The organism is Enterococcus sp. AZ141, assembly GCF_051714385.1.
In the GTDB taxonomy this organism is placed as follows: Bacteria; Bacillota; Bacilli; order Lactobacillales; family Enterococcaceae; genus Enterococcus_D; species Enterococcus_D entomosocium.
Map to the genome: position 1 here is coordinate 3,138,512 of NZ_JBIORT010000001.1, position 22,696 is coordinate 3,161,207.

Genomic DNA, 22,696 nt, shown 5'->3' on the forward strand with positions numbered 1-22,696 from the left:
TTCAACTATTAAAAGTTCACGATTTCTTTCACTTTGTCTTCGATGTCTTTTGCATTTGGCAACCAAATGTTTTCAGCTTGACCGAATGGGAAGATCGTATCTGGTGCAGACACGCGTCCGATTGGAGCTTCTAGTGATAGAACCGCACGTTCAGAAATTTCAGAAACGACTTGAGCGCCAACACCTGCTTGTTTTTGTGCTTCTTGAACGACAACCACACGACCAGTTTTTTCAACTGATTTGATGATCGTTTCAACATCAAGAGGAGCAACTGTACGCAAGTCGATAATTTCAGCGTTGATGTTTTCTTTCGCTAAGTTGTCAGCAGCTTTGATTGCTTCACGAACCATTGCACCATAAGTGATGATTGAAACATCAGAACCTTCACGAGTTACTGCTGCTTTGTCTAAAGGAACTTCGTATGCTTCTTCTGGCACTTCTTCACGGAATGAACGGTAAAGTTTCATGTGCTCTAAGAAAACAACTGGGTCATTGCTGCGGATAGAAGCAATCAATAATCCTTTTGCATCATATGGGTTTGATGGAATAACGACACGGATACCAGGTGATTGAGCGATCAATCCTTCCAAGTTATCTGAGTGCAATTCTGGTGTGTGCACACCGCCACCAAATGGTGAACGAATAGTGATTGGTAAATTACGTGTACCACCCATACGGTAACGAGTACGCGCCATTTGACCAACGATTTCGTCAAATGTTTCAAATACGAAACCAAAGAATTGGATTTCTGGAACTGGACGGAAACCTTCTAATGCTAAACCGAAAGCCAAGCCGCCGATACCAGATTCAGCAAGAGGGGTATCGAAGACACGATCTTCGCCGAATTTTTCTTGTAAACCTTCTGTTGCACGGAAAACCCCGCCGTTTTTACCGACATCTTCACCAAAGACTAAAATCTCTTTGTCATTTTCCATTTCAACAGCTAAGGCATCTGTAATTGCTTGAATCATTGTTTTTTGTGCCATGACTATTTCGACTCCTTCGCTTCGTAAGTTGCAATTTGTTCTTTAATGTTTTGTGGTTGTACTTCAAACATGTTTTTCAAGAAATCTGAAACTTTTTGTTTTGGCACGCGGTCCGCTTCAGCGATCGCTGCTTTGATTTCTTCTTTTGTTTGTTCAATGACTTGTTCTTCTTTTTCTTCAGACCAAAGTCCTTTTTCAGTTAGGTAAGTACGGAAACGTACCAATGGATCTTTTTGTTGCCATTCGCTGTCCATGTCTTTTGAACGGTAACGGGTTGGATCATCACCAGACAATGTATGTGGACCGTAACGGTAAGTCAAGGTTTCAATCAATACAGGACCGTTGCCGTTTGCTGCCCATTCACGAGCTGCTTTAGAAACATAGTACACTGCCAATGGATCCATACCGTCAACTTGGATACCAGGGATCCCAGCTGCTGCAGCTTTTTGTGCCAATGTTGGTGCCGCACTTTGTACTTCACGAGGTGTAGAGATCGCAAAACCATTGTTTTGGATATAGAATACAGCGTTTGCATGGTAAGCCCCTGCAAAGTTGATTGCTTCATAGAAGTCCCCTTGTGAAGAACCGCCATCACCTGTATAAGTGAATACAACATTTTTCTTGTTGCGTTTTTTCAATCCTAAAGCAACGCCGGCTGCTTGGACGTATTGTGCACCAATAATGATTTGTGGTGGCAATGCTTTTAAATCTTCTGGATAAAGGTTCCCAGCAACGTGGCCACGTGACCATAAGAAAGCTTCTTTCAATGGCAGACCGTGTTGGATCAATTGTGGTACATCACGGTAACCAGGTAATAAAACGTCTTCTTTTTCAAAAGCAAATTGACTTGCTAATTGGCTTGCTTCTTGTCCAGCAGTTGGCGCGAAGAAACCTAGACGACCTTGACGGTTTAACGCAGTTGAGCGTTGGTCTAATACACGAGACCATACCATACGAGTCATCAATTCAACTAATTCGTCGTCACTTAAATCTGGTACTAACTCTTGATTTACAATTTTCCCGTCTTTGTCCAAAGCTTGGTAAGTTGGAAAATCCGCATTGACTTGCTCCAAAATCGCTTGGAAATCAAGTGCTTTTTGTTTTTTTGCCATCTTGACACACTTTCCTCTCTGATATAAAAATTCACTTTCGTATGTAACAGGGTTTAAATCTGTACTATCGAAATTTCATTTACTCTTATAAATTATCATTTAACTTCGAAAATGACAAGTGAAAAGGGTATTTTTTTTAATAAAAGAATTCCCACTGTAGCAACTCTTAAGAAAACATTAGTGAAATTAATCACATTAAAGCAATCGCTTTCTTCAATTTTTTCTTTTCAGATTCTTTTTTTTATTTAAGAATAGTACAGCATCCACCATTCCGCTAAACAGATTTATCATTAACCTCCTTTTATCACTTGTGAAGGATTCGACTTGAATCAAAGAGAAATTTCTTAATATGAGAAAAAAATAATACAGAGAACGGATAAAAAGAAACAGATCGGCGATTCTCCCCCTGTTAGGAAGAACGCCGACCTGTTTTTTTAAATCCATTCTCTCGTGACATGAATGTAAATGCGTTTCGCAAACTCAACTGTTACTAAATAAGCTAGATTGATACCGACATACCATGGCCAGTAACTTGATGGCAGTGCTGCAAAATCAAAGACGGTATGCAATGGCGTCAAGATGACCAAGAAGCCAACTGCAATCGCTAGAACACTTGAAATCAAAACTGCAGGTGATGCGATACTTTTGATAAATGGTAATTTTCTCGTTCTGATCATGTGAACGACTAAGGTTTGTGTCGTCAAGCCAATCATAAACCATCCTGCTTGGAACAAGGCTTGCTCTTGGATGGTATTTGCACTAAAGACATGCCACATCATAAAGAAAGTCAAAATATCGAAGATGCTGCTGACAGGTCCAATGCCGACGGTAAACTTCAATAGTCCACCCACTTGCCATTTAACTGGTTTTTCTAACTCTTCTTTATCTACGTTGTCCCATGGGATCGTCAATTGGGCCATATCGTACACCAAGTTTTGAACCAACAGTTGAATGGACAACATTGGTAAGAAAGGTAAAAAGGCACTAGCAACTAAGATCGAGAACACATTCCCGAAATTCGAACTCAAAGTCATTTTGATGTACTTCATCATATTGGTAAATACTTTGCGGCCTTCGATGACCCCTTTATCAAGGACATTCAAACTTTTTTCTAATAAAATGATCGAGCTGGCATCTTTGGTGATATCTGCTGCGGTATCAACCGAGATACCAACATCTGCTGTACGTAAAGCAGGCGCGTCGTTGATGCCATCTCCCATAAAGCCGACCGTATGGCCTGCCGCTTGAATGGTTTCAATGATTCGGGATTTTTGCATTGGATTTAATTTTGCAAACAGATTAGTTTTTGCAGCTTTCTCTGCTAACTCTTCATCTGACAGATGATCTATATCGGTTCCTAACAAGTATTCATCTGCATCAATACCAACATCTCGACAAACTTTTTGCGCAACGATCGCATTATCTCCCGTTAACACTTTGACATTGATGCCATGACCGTGTAAAGAAGCAATCGCTGTTTTTGCTGTTTCTTTTGCTGGATCTAAGAAGCCCATAAAGCCAATCATGATCATATCTTGTTCATCTTCTACAGAATAAACGGCATCTGCGTGGGCATCTCGTTTTACAGCAACAGTCAACACGCGCATTCCTTGTTTATTCAAGCGCAAATTCACTTGACGCAATTGTTTTCTCAATTGAGGAGTCAATTCCATCACTTTGCCATCAACTTCTACGTACTTGCAGACTTGTTCCATTTCCTCGGCGGCACCTTTAGTGACCATCAGTTGATGACCATCTGCATTGACAACAACCGTCAAGCGGCGACGTGAGAAGTCAAACGGAATCTCATCGATTTTTGTCACATCGTTAAATGGCGCTGCCAAGCCTTCTTCTTCATAGTAGTTTAAGACAGCAATATCCATCAGGTTTTTCCACCCTGTTTGATAGTAAGAATTTAAATACGTCATATCAAGGACTTGTTTATCTTCTACGCCAAATGGGTTTAAATGCTGTACCAGTACAACACGATCTTCGGTGATCGTACCCGTTTTATCGGTACATAGTACATCCATTGCACCTAAGTTTTGAATCGAAGGCAATTCTTTGACGATCACTTTTTCTTTTGATAAAGAGATCGCCCCTTTGGCTAAGTTACTGGTGACGATCATTGGTAGCATTTCTGGCGTCAAACCAACTGCTACTGCAATCGCGAAGAACAACGCTTCGCCCCAATCACCCTTGGTCAAACCATTGATCAATAAAACGATTGGGAAAAGAACCATGACCATTCGCAACAATAGCTTGCTAACTTTTGTTAAGCCATCTTCAAAGGTTGTTTTGCCCCGTTTCGTGGTCGCATTTTTGGCAATATCACCGAAGAAAGTACTTTGACCGGTTTTCAAAATAATGGCTTTTCCTTGACCACTTAAGACATCGGTACCCATGAAAACAAGATCTTGCATATCTAGTGCAGAAATTTGTTCATCGCTTTCTTTGATCCCAGCATCGACAAATTTTTCAACTGGCATTGATTCGCCTGTTAATGAAGATTGATTGATAAATAAATCTTTGGTCCAAATCAAGATCGCATCCGCAGGAATCATGTCGCCGGTTGCTAAGGTGACGATGTCTCCTGGAACGACTTCATCCATCGGAATTTCTCTCGTGATTCCATCTCGGGTTACGGAACAAGTATTTTCAATAAGTTCTTTTAACGCTAAGCTTGCTTTTTGGGAACGGTATTCTTGGACGAAAGTAATCATGACACTGGCTAAAATCATGATTCCCATCACGATCACTGCTTCAATATCGCCTGTTACAAAAGAAATAACCATTAATAATGCCAAAACTAACACAAAAGGATCTTTGAAAGCACCTAGGATCATCAACCAAGCAGGTGTTGGTTTTTGCGCATCCACTTTGTTTGGACCGTACTCTGCCAAACGTTCTGCAGCATCTTCTTCCGATAGCCCTTGGAAGGATGTCCGCATTTCCATCAGCAGTTCTCTTTCGGTCAATTTTGCCAGTAATTTTAGTTCTTGATCTTTCGATAGTTTTTTTAACATCTTTTTTTCCTCCTAGCACTTAGGAGTTGCTTACGCCACCCCTAGCGATTCGATAATTACTCCGCTGTTTCATCTGGGGACTGGGGTATTCCATGTGAATCTTCCTTTCTTTTTATTAGGTAAGTCACTGTGGAACATGCGTAAAAGACACAAAAAAACGCACGCTCCCAATAAGCATGCGTAAAAAACTCATGATCATTGTAGAGCTTTAGCACTATAGGGCGTAGATAGCAAATCTGCTATCAGCTACTTTGGGTTTAACCTTCACGATTAGACCTGTCCTACCAACTAAGTATCTCTCGATACTTTTGCGGCAGCAGCTTGTGTCCATATAGGAGCCTCACCTAACAATTATTTGTATAAAATGTCAGTTCGCCGGAAGTCTATCTTCCAACTACCCACATAATAACTGCTATCCTAGCCAATGTCAACCGCAACAATGGAAAAAAGCACCCTTTTTTCATAGATTTTCGTTGGTTTTCAAATGAAAGGTCTTACAATAAAATAACAACGTTAAAGAACTGGTGTGATTTTATATGTGACAAAACTTTTTTTACACGAACAGATAGAGAGAAATCCTCTCAGGGCAAAACCCAGAATTCATCAAGTCACTTCGGCTATCCCATTGAAGGAGAGAATGTAATAAATTTCCGAACTCGAATAAAAAATAGACAGCCATTTAAATAAACAGCTGCCTATTTCTCTTTCACATCCGATTCTGAAAAATGATTTTTTCGGTATTCTTTCGATCTAGCTCTCACGAAAAATGATCTGCTAAAATTTTCAAGATTCGCCGACTAGCTTTCCCATCGCCATAGGGATTTTCTGCATGTGCCATGGCATTGTAAGCTTCTGGATCCTCTAGTAGTCGCTTCGTTTCTTGATAAACCGCAGCTTCAGACGTACCGATCAGTTTTAACGTACCTGCAGCAATTCCTTCTGGGCGCTCTGTTGTATCTCGCAAGACCAAAACAGGAACGCCTAACGACGGTGCTTCTTCTTGGACACCACCAGAATCCGTCAAAATCAATGTGCTTTGATTGGCAACATTGTGAAAATCAATGACATCTAAAGGCTCAATCAGCGTGACATTTTCTAGTTCCCCAAGTATCTCCATAGCAATCCCTCGGACTTGAGGATTTTTATGCATAGGAAAAACCACTTTGATGGTTGGTTTCTCCTTAGCGATCTTCGCTAAAGCGCGGAAGACTTGCTTCATCGGAACACCTAAGTTCTCGCGACGGTGCATTGTCAGAAGAATCATGGTTTTATCTGCTGCAGAAAGTTCTGGATGCTGATAGTCCTCCGAGATCGTATAACGCATCGCATCAATGGCGGTATTTCCCGTTACAAAAATTGCAGCTTTATTGCGATTTTCCGCTAATAAATTTTCTTTGCTTTGGACAGTTGGCGCAAAATAAAAATCCGCTAATACATCGATCAGCTGACGATTGGCTTCCTCCGGATAAGGAGATTTTTTGTTCCATGTACGCAAACCGGCTTCCACATGCCCCACAGGAATCTGCTGATAGAAAGCTGCCGTCGCGGCTGCATAAGCTGTGGTCGTATCCCCGTGAACGAGTACGATATCAGGGGTTTCTTTTTGCAAGATAGGTTCCAGATCCAGCAAAACTTTGGTAGTGATTCCTGTCAAAGTTTGCCCTAAAGTCATAATATCCAGATCATAATCTGGTATGATTTCAAAAACCGTTAAAACTTGATCCAACATTTCTCGATGCTGCGCCGTCACCACAACGATCGATTCAAAACGCGGGTCGTTTTCCAATTCCTTTACTAGTGGCGCCATTTTGATGGCTTCCGGTCTGGTACCGAACACAGACATCACTTTGATTGTCATTTGGTCACCCGCTCCTCTACTTCTCATTGCTTCTATTATAACGAAGAAAACAGAAAAACAAAATGGTTGTTCCAACAAAAAAAGAAACGACCGCTAAAAGGCCGTTTCTTCAGTATCCATCTTAAATAGTATCTCCATTGAAAATCGAATTTTTCACGATTACGTAATCCACTTTACGAATCGATTCTAAATCTTTTCCACCTGCATAAGAGATCGATGACTGCAAGTCTTGCTGCATTTCAACTAACGTATCTTTTAAAGAACCTTTGTATTGAATCCAAATTTTCTTTCCTTCTACGTTTTTCTTTTCACCTTTTTGAAATTCTGATGCAGAACCAAAGTATTCTTTCATTACAACGCCATTTTCTACCTTGGTTTCCCCTGGTGATTCTTCATGCCCAGCAAACAATGAACCGATCATGACCATGGTTGCACCAAAGCGGACAGATTTAGCGATATCGCCGTGTGTCCGAATGCCACCATCTGCAATGATTGGTTTGCGAGCAGCTTTGGCACACCAGCGTAATGCTGCCAATTGCCATCCGCCAGTCCCGAAACCAGTTTTGATTTTTGTGATACAAACTTTCCCTGGTCCAATACCGACTTTTGTTGCATCTGCGCCAGCGTTTTCCAATTCACGAACTGCTTCTGGCGTTCCAACATTTCCAGCGATCACAAACGTTGCTGGTAAATGCTTCTTGATGTGTTGAATCATATTGATCACGGCGTTTGAGTGACCATGGGCAATATCGATCGTGATAAAATCAGGAACAAGCTCTTTCTCAGCTAGTTCTTCTACAAAGGCATATTCATTTTCTTTGACACCCACGCTGATTGAACTAATCAAGCCGCGGCTTTTCATTTTTTTGATGAATGGAATCCGTGCTTCTTCATCAAAGCGGTGCATAATATAAAAATAGCCATTTTCAGCTAAAAATTCTGCGATTGAATCATCAATAATTGTTTGCATATTTGCAGGAACAACAGGCATTTTAAACGAGTGTCCGCCTAATGTCACCGTGGTATCACATTCTGAACGGCTGTTCACGATACACTTGTTAGGAATCAGTTGTATATCTTCGTAATCAAAAACTTTCATGTCAAACATAAAAATATCCTCCAAATCTTACTAAGAGTGAAGCAAGCATCAAATGGCAGCAGCCTATTTTTAACGCCCACAACAATTTAAACCACCTGGAAATGAAATACAAGCTTTTTAGAAATACTTTTTGAAAAAAAAGGATGAATGTTCGTCTTTCGCGAACATTCATCCTTATAACAACTGAATAAAACGGAATTTACGTATAAATTAAGGCAAGATGTTCCCTGCTGCTTTATACACTTCATACCATTCATGGCGGGTCAATACGATCGAAGAAGCTTGCGCAATTTCTTCAATTCGATGCGGGGTCATCGTTCCGGCAATCACTTGCATATTTGCTGGATGACGTAAGATCCACGCAGAGGCAATACCTGTCGGTGTCGTTTGATACTTGTTCGCTAGTTCGGTTAATTTTTCGTTTAACTCTGGGAATTTCTCGTTGCCGATAAAGACCCCTTCAAAGAAACCATACTGATACGGAGACCAAGCTTGGATCGTCATCTCATGCAAACGAGAATATTCCAAAATTTCTCCATCATGGTCGACACTGCCAGCATCCGTCATATTGACATGAATCCCTTGATCGATCATCCCTGTATGCATGATCCCGAATTGCAGTTGATTCGCTACTAAAGGTTGCGAAACATATTTTTTCAATAGCTCGATTTGACCAGGTTTTTGATTGCTGACACCGAAGTATTTCACTTTGCCGTCTTTTTCTAATTGATCAAAGGCAGCTGCCACTTCTTCTGGTTCAAACAAAGTATCAGGGCGATGCAATAGTAGCGCATCCAAATGATCGGTTTTCAAACGCTGTAAACTACCTTCAACGGAAGAAATGATATGCTCTTTCGAAAAATCAAACATTTCACCTGGAACGATGCCACATTTTGATTGAATGAACAACTCTTCTCTTTTGGCATCCGTTTTTGCTAACGCTTCCGCAAAAATCGTTTCACACTCCCCACGCCCATAGATATCGGCATGGTCAAAAAAGGTAATGTCATTTTCAATCGCTGTCGTCAATACTTTCACTGGGTCTTTGGCATTGTTGATTCGCATCAAGCCTAAAATCACGCTAGATACTTCTAAATCAGTGGGACCGAATTTAATTTTTTTCACGTAAAGTTCCTCCTTATTTAAACTACATTCTTATTTTAGCACAACAAGATGAAAACGCTACACCAACGTCAAAAAAACCTCCTATAAAATGAAAACCACCAGCACAACCGATTGGTTCTACTGGCAGCCCTCCTTTTTTTTCAGTTTGTGTTATGCACAGAAATATTCTTTACTTCATCGCCTTTGATGAGTTGCTATATTGCAAGGCTTTATCGCCGATATCGTTTCGGTAATATAAGCCAGATAAAGACAACCTGCTGATTGCTTCATAGACGTTCTTTTGTGCAGCAGCTAAATTCTCAGCTGATGCTTCCACAAGAAAAACGCGCCCACCAGCTGCCGTCAAACCACCTTGGTCGGCAGCTTCATCCACTCCTGCATAAAAGAATTGCGTTCCTTCTCCTTCTGGGCTTGGGACAGGCATTCCTTGCTGATACTTGCCTGGATATCCTTGAGAGGCAATCACGACACCGATCGAAGCCGATTGATTCCATTGGATCGTAGGTACTTGGTCCTGTAAGAGATCATCAATGATCTGGGCTAGACTGCTTTCTAAGCGACTTAGCACGACTTGTGTTTCTGGATCGCCAAAACGCGCATTGAATTCGATGACTTTCGGTCCATCATTGGTAGCAATCAGACCTGCATAGAGAATCCCCGTAAACGGTGTATTGTTGCGAATCATCCCTTTTGCTGCAGGAAGTAAAACTTCTGCTACCGCTTGATCGACCATTTCTTGCGGAATCTGCGGTACCGGCGTATAAGCCCCCATACCTCCTGTATTCGGACCTAAATCGCCATCGAAGGCACGTTTATGGTCTTGGGCAATGACCATTGGATAGACGGCTTCGCCCTTCACAAATGCCAATAGCGAAAACTCCTCGCCAGCCAAAAACTCTTCGATCACCACTTTTGCACCACTTTCACCGAAAGCATTTTGCTCCAGCATCGCTTCGACTGCTGCGTTTGCTTCTTCAATGGTTTCCGCGACAACCACGCCTTTGCCCGCCGCTAAACCATCTGCTTTGATGACGATTGGCGCACCTTTACGTTGGATATAGGCTTTTGCCTGGGCACTATCTGTAAAGCTTTGATAGTCTGCTGTTGGAATGTGATTGTCCCGCATCAATTCTTTGGCAAACTCTTTTGATCCTTCGATCATCGCTGCTTGGCGATTGGGGCCAAAAATTTTCAAGCCCGCCGCCTGAAAATCATCTACGATGCCATTTAGCAACGGAACTTCCGGACCAACGAAGGTCCAATCAACCTCCTGCTCTTGAGCAAAAGCAATTAGACTTTCATGATCGGACTCTTCAATTGCGACTGTCTTGATCCCGTCTTTTCGCATACCGGGATTACCCTTCGCACAAAAGACTGTTTCCACTTGAGGATCCTGCAGAAACTTTTTTGCGACGGCATGCTCTCTACCGCCACTACCAATAACAAGTATTTTCATCGTCTTCTCCTATTTCTTAGTGTTTAAAATGACGAACACCAGTAAAGACCATCGCCACACCGTATTTATCTGCCATGTCGATCGACTCTTGATCTTTTATACTGCCACCAGGTTGAATAATCGCTTTGATTCCTTGTTGCGCTGCATATTCAACACTGTCATCCATTGGGAAAAAGGCGTCGCTTGCCAGCACTGAACCGGCCAATTTATTGTTTTCACGGGCTTGTTCGACGGCGATTTTCACCGAACCCACGCGGTTCATTTGACCAGCGCCGATCCCGACGGTTTGCTGTTGATTGGCTAAAACGATGGCATTAGATTTCACGTGTTTCACCGCTTTCCAAGCAAAAGCCAAAGCTGCGCTTTCTTCTGTTGTTGGCTTTCTCTTTGTCACCACGGTCCAATCTTCTGGTGTTTCCATTTGATCATCTGGTTCTTGCACCAATAAGCCTCCAAGGACAGAGACAACTTCTGGCTGTTTGGCTGCTTTTTCGAAATCAACAACCAGCAGGCGCAGATTTTTTTTCTTCGTTAAGATTTCTAGTGCTTCTTCTTCAAATGCAGGTGCAATGATGATCTCAAGAAAAATCCGCTGCAGTTGCTCCGCAGTTGCCACATCAACTGGACGATTCAAAACAATGATCCCGCCAAAAATCGACACTGGGTCTGCTTCGTAAGCTTCTTGGAAAGCTTCAGCAATCGTTTCTCCACTTCCGATTCCACAGGGATTCATGTGCTTGAGGGCTACTGCAGTTGGCTCTGTAAATTCTTCTGCGATCCGCAAGGCAGCGTCAGCATCTTTAATGTTGTTGTAAGACAATTCTTTGCCGTGGATTTGTTTTGCGCTGGCAATCGAATAGGGCACGGGTAATGCATCTTGATAGAAGGAAGCTTTCTGATGACTATTTTCACCATAACGCAATGTTTGTTTCAAAACATAGGTTTTCGTCAAGGTCTCTGTTTCTGTTTCAGCCACCGCTTTGGTCAAGTATTCACCAATCAAGGCATCGTAAGCGGCGGTATGGCGGAAGACTTTGGCAGCTAATTTCTTTCTTGATGCCAACGTCGTATTGCCTTCCTTCAGCTCAGTTAAAACCCAGTCGTAATCGTTGGGATCAACGACAACAGTTACTGAGGCATGATTTTTCGCCGCAGAACGTAGCATGCTTGGTCCGCCGATGTCGATATTTTCGATTGCGTCGGCTTCTGTGACGTCAAGCTTACTGATGGTTTCTTTAAATGGATAAAGATTGACGACAACAAGGTCGATCGGTAAAATGCCATGCTCAGCCATTGCCTCCATATGAGAAGGCAGATCACGCCGTCCTAACAGACCACCATGCACCCGTGGATGTAGCGTCTTGACCCTACCATCCATCATTTCAGGAAATTCTGTGACCGCTTCGATGCCGATCGGTTGAAGCCCCGCTTGTTCCAAGGCCGTTTTTGTCCCGCCGGTTGAGATAATCTCAAATCCTAAATTGGTCAATTCTTGGACAAATGGTACGAGTCCTTCTTTGTCAGACACACTGATTAATGCACGTTTATTCACGATTCGATAGCCCCTTTTCCACGATTTCAGCTAAAACAGCTGGATAGATTTGATGTTCTACTTGATGAATTTTTTCTGTCACATTTGCTAATGTATCGTCGGTGTCGATCCGAACGATTTCTTGGGCAATGATTGGCCCTGTGTCAATGCCGGCATCGACATAATGAACCGTCACTCCCGTCACTTTCACGCCGTAAGCGAAGGCATCCGCGATCCCAGATTTACCTGGGAAACTCGGCAACAAGGAGGGATGGATATTGATGACTCTGCCTTCATAAGCGGATAATAGAGTGTTGCCGATGATTCGCATATACCCTGCTAAAACAATAAAATCGATGGCATGATCCTGCAATTCTTCGATCAATTTATTTTCAAAGGCTGCTTTTGATGCAAATGCCGCTGGCTCTATGACAAGCGTTTCATAGTCTCTCGCGCGGGCTTTTTCTATTACTGGCGCTGCAGGTTTATCGGAAAAGACCAACCCGATCTGCGCTCCTTTGATTTTATTTGCTTGGATCGCATCGGCGATCGCTGTAAAATTGCTGCCCGTTCCAGAAGCAAAGACGGCGATCCTCATCGGACTGCCTCTTTGAAGCAAACGGCTTCGTTGTTACGTTTGGTCACTTTACCGATCCGGTATGCTTGTTCTTCATTGGCGGATAGAAGTGCCATCACTGCCGCAACATTTTCTGGCGCAACGGCTAAGACCATACCGATACCCATATTGAAAATCTCGAACATTTCTTGATGAGGAATCGCGCCATGAGTAGCGATCATATCAAATATTGGCAACTGCGGCCAAGTGTCTAAGGCGATTTCTGCCGCAAGTCCTTCAGGCAGCATCCGTGGGATATTTTCAACAAAGCCGCCACCAGTGATATGAGAAATTCCAGCTAACAATCCTTCTGTCAATAAAGGTTTCAGTGCATCAACGTAAATTCTCGTTGGCGTCAATAAACTTTCTGCAAGCGTTTGGTTACCAAGTTCCGTAAACGTTTCTGCTCCTGTATAGCCATGCTGTTCAAAAAAGATTTTTCTGACTAAAGAGTACCCATTGGAGTGAATGCCTGAAGAAGGCAAACCAATCAGCTCATCGCCTTCTTTAATGGTTTCTCCAGTGATCAAGCGACTTTTTTCGACGATCCCTACGGCGAAACCAGCAAGATCATATTCTTCTGGCTGATACATCCCCGGCATCTCAGCGGTTTCCCCACCAATCAGGGCAGCCCCCGCTTGCACACAGCCCTCTGCGACACCAGCAATGATTTGTTCGATCTTTGCCGGATCGTTTTTACCAACTGCAACATAGTCAAGGAAGTAGATAGGTTCTGCCCCTTGAGCGACGATATCATTCACGCACATCGCGACGCAATCAATGCCGATCGTTGTGTGCTGTTCTTGTTGGATCGCCAACAAAAGCTTGGTTCCTACACCATCTGTCCCAGAAACGAGTACCGGTTCTTTCAATTGGTACGATGATAAGTCAAAACAGCCACCAAAGCCCCCGATTGCCCCCATCACGCCTAGCCGTTCTGTTCGTTTCACATGCTTTTTGATCCGTTCGACTACTTCATAACCGGCTTCGACATCGACACCGGCTTTTGCATATGCATTTGCCACGTTCGTTCCTCCTCAATCATTCATCCGCTTTTCTTCATTCAGCTCATTCGTCGTTAACGCAAGTAAACCAGCGGTCCTTCACTGCTTCGTTTGAAAAACCATTTTTGCCTACTATTTATTCAGCTTATTCAGCTAAAGACGCGAGATAGTTTTCTTCATAATCATACAAAGGGGTTGGATAATCGCCATTGAAATAGGCCATACACAATCCTGAGTAAGGTGCGTCGAAATCTAAACCGATCGCTTCGATCAACCCGTCTTCACTTAAAAAGGCCAAAGAATCTGCTTCGATTTTTTCGCAAATCTCAGCTTCCGTATATTTGGCTGCGATTAATTCTTTTCTCGTTTGAATGTCGATCCCGTAAAAACATGGATAGCGCAAAGGCGGCGAACCGATACGCACATGAACTTCTTTGGCACCTGCCTCTTTTAGCAGTTGCACGATACGGCGGCTGGTGGTTCCTCGGACGATCGAATCGTCGACTAGAATCACTCGTTTGCCTTCGACTACGCCACGAACAGCTGAGAGCTTCATTCGCACGCCTTGCTCTCTTAACTCCTGTGTCGGTTGAATAAACGTTCGTGCAATGTATTGATTTTTTACTAAGCCCAATTCATAAGGAATACCTGAAGCTTCTGCGTACCCGCTGGCAGCAGATAAGGATGAATTCGGTACACCAATGACCATATCCGCTTCGATCGGCGCCTCTTTTGCCAAGCGACGGCCCATATTTTTACGGGCACGATGAACATTGACGCCAGCGATGTTGGAATCAGGACGGGCAAAATAAATAAACTCCATCGAACAAATCGCCGGTTGTACTTCTTGGGTATACTGCTCGATTTGAATGCCTGCATCATCAATGATCACGACTTCGCCCGGTCGGACATCACGAATAAATTCCGCACCGATGACTTCCAACGCACAGGTTTCTGAAGCCACCACATAAGCACCATTGACCATTTTCCCGATTGACAATGGCCGAAAGCCATTGGGGTCTAGTGCTGCGATCATGGCATTTTCCGTCAGTAAAAGGTACGCAAATCCACCTTTAACTTGATTTAATGCCTCCTTGACCCGATCCATAAAAAGCGGTTCTTCGCTGCGACGGATCAAGTGCATGAGAATCTCTGTATCGGAATTCGAGTGGAAAATCGCACCAGCCTCTTCTAATGATTTCCGTAGACTTTTCGCATTCGTCAAGTTGCCGTTATGAGCTAAGCCAATCTGCTGATCAAAAAATTTGAATAAAAATGGTTGAATATTATCAACGCTACCATTACCAGCAGTTGCGTAACGAACGTGACCAATGGCAGCATCTCCTGTCAGACGCTGGAGGACACGTTCATCCGAAAACACTTCCGCTAGCAAACCTAAATCACGGTGACCATTGAGTTTTCCCGCATCATTCGTGACGATCCCAGCACCTTCTTGGCCGCGATGTTGCAAACTGTGTAGTCCGAAGTAGGTGACACGAGCGGCATCTGGATGACCCCAAACACCAAAAACCCCACATTCCTCGTTGAGGCTCTTTACTTCATTAAACATGGAATGGCTTCCTCCCATTTCAATTTCGCCTCAGTAAGGGGCATCTCGATCGTATCATCTTGTGCTTGCATGCGAATCTGGCCATCAGCAGTCACTTCCCCGATCGCTATTGCAGCAGCACCTACCAGTGCTTCAAAAGCTGCTTGCTTATCAGGTGCGACTGAAAGCACAAAACGGGATTGGGTTTCTGAAAACAATTGTGCTGCTGGCAATGACACGGTCACATTTAGACCAAAGCCCTTGTCAAAAGCGGATTCGGCTAAAGCGATCGCTAAACCACCTTCGGCACAGTCGTGGGCACTTTGAACAAGACCTGCTTGGATCGCTGCGGTAACCAATTGTTGGTTCATTTTTTCTGTTTCAAGGTCAAAGGACATTAAACGCCCAGCGATCTTTCCTGTCTGCAGTTTTTGCAATTCAGACCCATTGAAATCAGCATGGGTTTCCCCTAGGACATAGATCACATCCCCTGCTGCTTGGAAATGCTGCGTCGTGATATGCGCCAGCTCTTCGATCAATCCGACCATCCCAATTACAGGCGTTGGATAGACCGATTGTCCGTCCGTTTCGTTGTATAAGGAGACGTTCCCAGAGATTACTGGTGTCTCTAGTACACGACAAGCTTCTGAGATCCCGTCAGCAGCCGTAGATAACTCCCAGAATCCTTCTGGTTTATCTGGCGAGCCGAAGTTAAGGCAGTCAGTGATCGCCAATGGACGCCCACCGGAAGCGACGATATTTCGAGCAGCTTCTGCAACTGCGATCTGTCCGCCGACTTCAGGATCTAAGTAGAGGTAACGAGCATTACAGTCAGTCGTCATCGCCAAGGCTTTATTGGTTCCCTTGATTCGTAAAACGGCCGCATCACTGCCGGGTCCTACCACGGTATTGGTACGAACTTGCGAATCGTAGGTTTCAAAAATCGAGCGTTTCGAAGCGATCGTCGGCTGCTGCAGCAGGTCCGCAAATACAGACGTTGCTGAATGAATCACTGGAACAAAGTCCGGTGTTTCCTTAAACACTTTGATCCGTGCTGGTTCTGCCATCTCTTTGTAGTAAGTCGGTGCATCTTCAGCTAAAGCATCCACTGGTAAATTAGCGACTTCCTGTCCATGATGGAACAAACGATAGTTGCCATCATCCGTCACTTCACCGATCACGACTGCTTCTAGATCGTATTTCTTAAAGAGGGCTTCCACTTCAGCTTCATGCCCTTTTTTGACACAGATAAGCATCCGCTCTTGGGATTCTGACAACATCATTTCATAAGGCGTCATATTGGTTTCTCGTTGTGGAACATCATCTAATGTTAAGCGCAAACCTGATCCGGCTTTTGATGCCATCTCGGCACTAGAAGAAACCAATCCAGCAGCACCCATATCTTGAATTCCGACTAAAATGTCCGAATGATCCACGATCAATTCCAAACAAGCTTCCAACAAAAGTTTTTCCATAAAAGGATCACCGACTTGTACGGCGGAACGTTGTTGTTCTTCTCCTTCGACAAATTCTTCCGATGCAAAAGTCGCCCCATGTATCCCGTCGCGTCCTGTTTTTGCGCCGACATACATGATGGTGTTCCCAACACCTTTGGCCTGCCCTTTTTGAATATCCTTGTGGGCAATGATCCCTACACACATGGCATTGACTAACGGATTGCCTTCATAACAAGGATCAAATGCCACTTCACCACCAACGGTCGGAATCCCGATACAGTTGCCATAGCCACTGATCCCAGCAACGACTTCTTCCAAAAGATATTTCGTTCTTGGATTATCTAACTCACCAAATCGTAAGGAGTCTAAAACAGCAATCGGTCTTGCTCCCATACTAAAGATGTCGCGGATGATCCCACCAACACCAGTTGCTGCTCCTTCATAAGGTTCCACCGCAGAAGGATGATTATGGCTTTCCGCTTTAAATACGACAGCTAGATCATCGCCGATATCCACGATGCCCGCACCTTCTCCCGGACCTTGCAGTACTTGCGGCCCATCTGTCGGGAATTTCCGCAAAACAGGTTTGGAATTTTTGTAAGAACAATGTTCACTCCACATCACTGAAAAGAGTCCAGTTTCGGTATAGTTTGGTAAACGTCCCAAAATATCTTCTGAGATCATCCGATATTCTTCTTGGGTCAATCCCCATTGCTCGTATAATTTCGTGTCTTTGATTTCTTGTGGTGTAGGTTCTTTTACGATCATTTTATCCATTTACCGGCACCTTCCCAAAATTTTTCAATAATGAAGCAAAAAACTTCTTGCCATCTTCTGAGCCTAATAAACTTTCCATCGCTCGTTCTGGATGGGGCATCATGCCTAGGACATTGCCTGCTTTGTTGCAGATACCAGCGATATTGTGTAGACTGCCGTTGACGTTATCTTCATAACGGAAAACGATTTGATTGTTGGCAACCAATTCCTGATAAGTCGTTTCATCACAATAATAATTGCCCTCACCATGAGCGACAGGAAGCGTAATGACTTGATCCGTTTCATATTCAGAAGTAAAAGCTGTTTGATTATTCACTTGCAGACGGACCGGCTTGCAAATAAAATGCAATGATTCATTTCTTTGTAAAACCCCTGGTAACAAGCCCGCTTCCGTTAAAATTTGAAACCCATTGCAGGTACCAAAGACAGGTTTGCCTTCATTTGACAAACGAATGACCTCTGACATGATCGTAGAAAAACGGGCAATCGCTCCGCATCTTAAGTAATCACCATAAGAAAATCCTCCTGGAAGCAAAACACCGTCAAAACCGGCTAAGCTTTCTGCATCATGGCGCACATATTCTGCTTCTGCCCCCATGATATCTTTGATTGCCCACATCAAATCAACATCACAATTTGATCCAGGAAAGACGATCACTGCAAATTTCATAGGGCTGCTTCCTCCATTTGAACTATTTCATAACGGTAGGTTTCCATATTGACGTTTGCTAAAAGTTTGTCACAGATCGCTTCAATCTCCTCTGCTACTGCTGCTTGTGTTTGATTGTTGGAAGGTGTCACTTTGATTTCAAAGTATTTCCCGATGCGAATATCACTGACATCTTGATATCCTAAGCGATGAACAGCTCCTTTGACGGCTTCTCCTTGAGGGTCCAAAACAGATTCCTTATAAGTGACGTAAACTTTGACTAAATACATGTTGAATTCTCCTTTTCTAAACGATTTAAAACTTCTTCATAAACAGGAACGATGTCCCCTAAATCACGACGATAGACATCTTTATCAAGATGTTCATTTGTACCCATATCCCATAAGCGGCAAGTATCTGGTGAGATCTCATCAGCCAGGAGCAACTCGCCCTTCTTGGTTTTGCCGATCTCGATTTTAAAATCGATCAGTTGAATCTGGATACTTGCAAAGATTTCCAGTAACGCAGCGTTGACTTGTAGTGCCAGTTTTTTGATCAGGTCCAGTTCCTCTTTTGTGGCAAGACCCAAATAGAACACATGATCGTCATTGATAAACGGATCATCTAAGCGATCCTCTTTGTAGTAAAACTCCACGATCGGCTTTGGCAGTTTGGTTCCTTCTTCGATGCCCAAGCGCTTTGAAAAACTACCAGCAGCCGTATTGCGAACAACGACTTCTAAAGGAATCATGGTGACAGCTCGAATTAATTGTTCGTGTTTAGACACTAATTGAAGAAAGTGACTTGGGACATTTTTATCAGCTAAACGCTGAAAAAGATGCGCAGTGATCTGATTGTTTAGGGCACCCTTCCCTGCGACTGCATCTTTCTTTAAACCGTTCAGCGCAGTTGCTTGGTCCAGATAAAGGACTCTCAACACATCTTCTTCGTTGGTTTTAAACAATTTCTTGGCTTTTCCTTCATAAAGAAGCACTTCTGATTCCATATTCCACCTCAGTTAAGTATTATTTTTCACATAGCGATGACACACATCTTTATTTGTTTATTATTCTAACAACGCTGAAAAAGCGGGTCAACGATTATCTGTACATTTACACATTAATAAACACGAATGTTCGCCTTTTATCCCATCAAGCAAGTTTACCTCTCCCGTTTGACTGGCGAAGGGTTTTATAAAGCGTTTACAACATTCTATTTTCATGCTATATTTAGGTCGTATTGTAGCTACATTCAAGGAGGAGTACTATATGTGGTCGCTAAAGAATCGTGCTGAACTTTTTTTAGCTCATCTAACAGACAAAGAAAAACAACAGCTCCATAACGAATTATTGGCCGTGCAGCAAATCCTTTCCATTAACCAACAAACGAGTTTCTATGTATTCAGTCCCTTCAAAAAAGGGGCACGTCCTCACTATGCAGAAGAACAAAAAAGAGTTCTACAATTTCAAAATGGCCGCAATGACGAATTGATCATTCACCAGATACATCGTCAAAGCTTATTTAAACATACGTATTCTTTCCGTATTTATTTTAATTTAGAAGAAACGGACTTTTCTTTTTTAGACGATCTTTTGCATCTTTTGAAGGAACAAAGTCAAGCCCCTACCTTTAACTTAAGTCACGCTACGCACTGACGGGTAATCACTAAATAAAAATAAGATAAAATAAACAAAAGCCCGAAATTTTACGGGCTTTTTTTGTTATACTGTTTTCAGACAAAAGAAAGGACACGATTATGCTATTTACAAAACAGTCATTTGATGCTTTTGCTTTAGAAACATTAGAAGAAAGAATGGAAAAAATCCGTTCAGAGATCCAGCCGGTTTTCCAAACCATCGGCGAGGCAGCGATCCCATTATTTGAAGAAAGCTGTCAAGACCCTTTTTATTTGCATATCGCACAGCATCGGCGTAGAACCGTCTACCCTCCTGCCGAAACGTGGGCGGGGATCGGCCCTAACAAGCGTGGTTATAAAATGGATGCCCACTTTCAAATTGGAATCAATCAAGCGTATGTCTTTGTTTGGCTCAGTGTGATCGATCAACCGAAAAATCAAGCAACGATCGCGGAATCTTGGCTGGCTCAAAAAGAATTATTTGATCACTTGCCAGCAGACTTTACGCTATCTCCTGATCATACCAAGTATGACCACTCTCCAATCGCTAAATGGCCAACCTACTTAGAACGATTACAGAAAGTCAAAAAAAGTGAACTTCAAATTGGCAAGATCTTTCCAAAAGAAATGATCGAAGACGTTGAAATGGCGGATATTTTAGCAGTTTATCAAACGCTGTTGCCGCTTTATCACGCCCGTTTGTCGGCACTAAAGGAGGAACAATAATATGTCAGAAAACCGGCGCTCTCGCAAAGAAAAACCAGCGAAAAAACCTAAGCGTTTCGTCTGGCTGGCACTCCCTGCCGCCTTATTAGTACTTGGTGGCGGTTATTATGGCTATACAGTCTATCAAAATCGACAAGAAGAAGCAGCAGCAAAAAAAGTCCTCAATTCCTTTATCGATGCTATATCTGATCAGAAGTACAGCGATCTATCTGCTTTACTGACCGAAGAAAGTTTGGAATCAAACGGCTTTACCGCAGACGAAGTCTCAGCAAAATACGAAGCAATTTTCACTGGTATCGGTGCCGAATCATTTAAAGCTTCAGGAATTGAGGTAACGCCCGATGATAAGGATTCCGATCAATTCAATTTCCAATACAACGGTTCCTTAACCACCTCGTTAGGTGAATTAACCGAGCTGTCTTATAGTGGCACGATTACTCTGGCTGATGACCAAGCCAAGATCGATTGGTCGCCTCAATTGATTTTTCCGGGAATGGAAGGACAAGACAAAGTTAGTATCTCTGTAGATAATGCCACACGTGGAGAAATCTTAGACCGAAACAACGAACCGCTAGCAGAAAATGGCACGCTCTATCAACTAGGCGTCATTCCAGGGCAGCTGGGTACGGGAGACGAAAAAACCGCCGATATCAAAGCAATCGCGGAACGTTTTGACCTATCAGAAGAAGCGATCGATCAAGCGTTGGCGCAATCGTGGGTCCAAGATGAGTTGTTCGTTCCCTTGAAGATTATCGAACCAACCGACGAAATGCCAACTGGAACAAGTTTAAAAGAAACGACGGGACGGACTTATCCTCTTGGAGAAGCCGCTGCCCAGTTGATTGGTTATCTAGGGAACGTGACTGCAGAAGATATCGAAAAAGATGAAACACTAGCAAGTAACGGACAAATTGGTCGTAGTGGTCTGGAAGCTGCCTTTGACAAAGAGTTGCGGGGCGAAAATGGCGGAAAAATTGCCATCACTGATGAAGACGGTGCTGAAAAATCGGTTCTTTTAGAAAAAGAACGGGCAGATGGTAAAGATATCCAACTGACCATTGACGCACAAGCCCAAAAGACAGCTTTTGACGCCTTACAAAATCAGGCGGGCTCCACGGTCGTCACAGAACCAAAAACCGGTGATCTGCTAGTATTAGCCAGCTCACCAAGTTATGATCCCAATAAAATGACCCAAGGAATCTCACAAGAAGACTATGATGCGTATGAACAAAATGAAGACTTGCCTTTCATCAGCCGCTTTGCTACGGCCTATGCGCCAGGTTCGACCTTTAAGACCATCACGGCAGCGATTGGCTTAGAAAACAGTACGATCGACCCTACCCAAAGTATTGCGATTGATGGATTGAAGTGGCAAAAAGACAGCTCGTGGGGAGACTACTTTGTCACCAGAGTCAGCGATGTAGCTTCTGTCAATCTAAAAGATGCACTGGTTTACTCTGATAACATCTATATGGCACAACAAACCTTAGCTATGGGTGAAGATGCTTTTCGTAATGGCTTGTCGAAATTGATTTTTGGCGAAACGTTTGATTTACCGATTGCGATGAATCCTGCTCAAATTTCCAATGAAGACTCCTTCAACTCAGAGATTTTACTGGCAGATACCGGCTATGGACAAGGAGAACTGTTACTGAATCCCATTCAACAAGCTGCTGCTTACTCGGTCTTTGCCAATCAAGGGAAGCTGGTCTATCCCCGTTTATTGAAAGAGACAGAACAAAAGGACAAAGAAGTCTTTAAAGCAGAGACGATTGAGCAAATCAATCAAGATTTAACGGCGGTTGTCTCAGATGCCAACGGAACGGCACACTCTTTGGCAGCGCTGAACATTCCACTAGCTGCCAAAACAGGAACTGCTGAAATCAAAGAAAAGCAAGATGAAAAAGGCCAAGAAAACAGCTTCTTATTCGCCTTCGATTCGCAAGATCAAGGATTTCTGATGGTTTCCATGTTAGAAGATCGCCAGGATAACCAATCAGCAACTGGTTTAGCACCTGATCTATTGACCTACTTAGCTGAAAATTATTAAAAAAGCCGCAACCTTAAGACGGAGGTCTCAAGGTTGCAG

Annotated in this window: 18 protein-coding genes and 1 riboswitch; of the genes, 3 read left to right on the forward strand and 15 right to left on the reverse strand. The window is 43.2% G+C overall.

Annotation, left to right across the window (positions count from 1 at the left end; genetic code table 11):
- Nucleotides 1–8: 8 nt before the first annotated feature.
- The 15 genes from IGI89_RS14490 to purC form a co-directional block, all read right to left on the reverse strand.
- Nucleotides 9–986, reverse strand: a complete 978-nt coding sequence (locus tag IGI89_RS14490) for an alpha-ketoacid dehydrogenase subunit beta (protein ID WP_005230047.1) — start codon at nucleotides 984–986, stop codon at nucleotides 9–11.
- Between the two features lie 2 nt (nucleotides 987–988).
- Complete coding sequence (pdhA, locus tag IGI89_RS14495; RefSeq protein WP_005231936.1) at nucleotides 989–2,098, reverse strand: pyruvate dehydrogenase (acetyl-transferring) E1 component subunit alpha; 1,110 nt, start codon at nucleotides 2,096–2,098, stop codon at nucleotides 989–991.
- Nucleotides 2,099–2,532: 434 nt separating this feature from the next.
- Complete coding sequence (gene mgtA / locus IGI89_RS14500; RefSeq protein WP_005236382.1) at nucleotides 2,533–5,124, reverse strand: magnesium-translocating P-type ATPase; 2,592 nt, start codon at nucleotides 5,122–5,124, stop codon at nucleotides 2,533–2,535.
- A 187-nt stretch (nucleotides 5,125–5,311) separates the two neighbouring features.
- A riboswitch (M-box (ykoK) riboswitch) is annotated at nucleotides 5,312–5,483 on the reverse strand.
- A 398-nt stretch (nucleotides 5,484–5,881) separates the two neighbouring features.
- On the reverse strand, nucleotides 5,882–6,982 hold the full coding sequence (wecB, locus tag IGI89_RS14505) for a non-hydrolyzing UDP-N-acetylglucosamine 2-epimerase (protein ID WP_034872223.1): 1,101 nt from the start codon (nucleotides 6,980–6,982) through the stop codon (nucleotides 5,882–5,884).
- A gap of 121 nt (nucleotides 6,983–7,103) precedes the next feature.
- On the reverse strand, nucleotides 7,104–8,081 hold the full coding sequence (guaC, locus tag IGI89_RS14510) for a GMP reductase (RefSeq protein WP_080555199.1): 978 nt from the start codon (nucleotides 8,079–8,081) through the stop codon (nucleotides 7,104–7,106).
- A 210-nt stretch (nucleotides 8,082–8,291) separates the two neighbouring features.
- Complete coding sequence (locus tag IGI89_RS14515; protein ID WP_008381441.1) at nucleotides 8,292–9,206, reverse strand: aldo/keto reductase; 915 nt, start codon at nucleotides 9,204–9,206, stop codon at nucleotides 8,292–8,294.
- Nucleotides 9,207–9,375: 169 nt separating this feature from the next.
- Nucleotides 9,376–10,662 carry a phosphoribosylamine--glycine ligase gene (gene purD / locus IGI89_RS14520; RefSeq protein WP_438735778.1) on the reverse strand — a complete coding sequence of 429 codons (1,287 nt, stop codon included), beginning with the start codon at nucleotides 10,660–10,662 and terminating at the stop codon, nucleotides 9,376–9,378.
- Nucleotides 10,663–10,678: 16 nt separating this feature from the next.
- Nucleotides 10,679–12,214: a bifunctional phosphoribosylaminoimidazolecarboxamide formyltransferase/IMP cyclohydrolase gene (gene purH, locus IGI89_RS14525; RefSeq protein WP_438735779.1), complete on the reverse strand. Its 1,536-nt coding sequence runs from the start codon at nucleotides 12,212–12,214 to the stop codon at nucleotides 10,679–10,681.
- The gene (purN, locus tag IGI89_RS14530) at nucleotides 12,207–12,791 is read right to left on the reverse strand and encodes a phosphoribosylglycinamide formyltransferase (RefSeq protein ID WP_016620869.1); all 585 of its coding nucleotides are present in this window, start codon (nucleotides 12,789–12,791) and stop codon (nucleotides 12,207–12,209) included. The genes purH and purN overlap by 8 nt, the downstream gene beginning before the upstream one ends.
- Nucleotides 12,788–13,834, reverse strand: coding sequence for a phosphoribosylformylglycinamidine cyclo-ligase (gene purM, locus IGI89_RS14535; protein ID WP_438735780.1), 1,047 nt, complete (start codon nucleotides 13,832–13,834; stop codon nucleotides 12,788–12,790). The genes purN and purM overlap by 4 nt, the downstream gene beginning before the upstream one ends.
- A gap of 124 nt (nucleotides 13,835–13,958) precedes the next feature.
- Complete coding sequence (gene purF / locus IGI89_RS14540) at nucleotides 13,959–15,383, reverse strand: amidophosphoribosyltransferase (protein ID WP_016613330.1); 1,425 nt, start codon at nucleotides 15,381–15,383, stop codon at nucleotides 13,959–13,961.
- Nucleotides 15,368–17,596: a phosphoribosylformylglycinamidine synthase subunit PurL gene (gene purL, locus IGI89_RS14545; RefSeq protein WP_016620870.1), complete on the reverse strand. Its 2,229-nt coding sequence runs from the start codon at nucleotides 17,594–17,596 to the stop codon at nucleotides 15,368–15,370. Before purL ends, purF begins: the two co-directional genes overlap by 16 nt.
- Nucleotides 17,589–18,266 (reverse strand): phosphoribosylformylglycinamidine synthase subunit PurQ, encoded by a 678-nt coding sequence (gene purQ, locus IGI89_RS14550; protein WP_438735781.1) that lies wholly within the window; start codon nucleotides 18,264–18,266, stop codon nucleotides 17,589–17,591. Before purQ ends, purL begins: the two co-directional genes overlap by 8 nt.
- On the reverse strand, nucleotides 18,263–18,535 hold the full coding sequence (gene purS, locus IGI89_RS14555) for a phosphoribosylformylglycinamidine synthase subunit PurS (RefSeq protein ID WP_005230018.1): 273 nt from the start codon (nucleotides 18,533–18,535) through the stop codon (nucleotides 18,263–18,265). The genes purQ and purS overlap by 4 nt, the downstream gene beginning before the upstream one ends.
- A complete protein-coding gene (purC, locus tag IGI89_RS14560; RefSeq protein ID WP_005236408.1) occupies nucleotides 18,526–19,251 on the reverse strand; it encodes a phosphoribosylaminoimidazolesuccinocarboxamide synthase in 726 nt (241 codons plus the stop codon). The genes purS and purC overlap by 10 nt, the downstream gene beginning before the upstream one ends.
- Before the next feature lie 214 nt (nucleotides 19,252–19,465).
- On the opposite strand from purC, the gene IGI89_RS14565 reads away from it, so the two are divergent.
- From IGI89_RS14565 to pbp4, 3 genes are all read left to right on the forward strand, one after another.
- A complete protein-coding gene (locus tag IGI89_RS14565) occupies nucleotides 19,466–19,900 on the forward strand; it encodes a hypothetical protein (protein ID WP_086332312.1) in 435 nt (144 codons plus the stop codon).
- Nucleotides 19,901–20,001: 101 nt separating this feature from the next.
- The gene (locus IGI89_RS14570) at nucleotides 20,002–20,607 is read left to right on the forward strand and encodes a DUF1054 domain-containing protein (protein ID WP_438735782.1); all 606 of its coding nucleotides are present in this window, start codon (nucleotides 20,002–20,004) and stop codon (nucleotides 20,605–20,607) included.
- A gap of 1 nt (nucleotide 20,608) precedes the next feature.
- The gene (pbp4, locus tag IGI89_RS14575; protein WP_438735783.1) at nucleotides 20,609–22,657 is read left to right on the forward strand and encodes a penicillin-binding protein PBP4(5); all 2,049 of its coding nucleotides are present in this window, start codon (nucleotides 20,609–20,611) and stop codon (nucleotides 22,655–22,657) included.
- Nucleotides 22,658–22,696 lie beyond the last annotated feature (39 nt).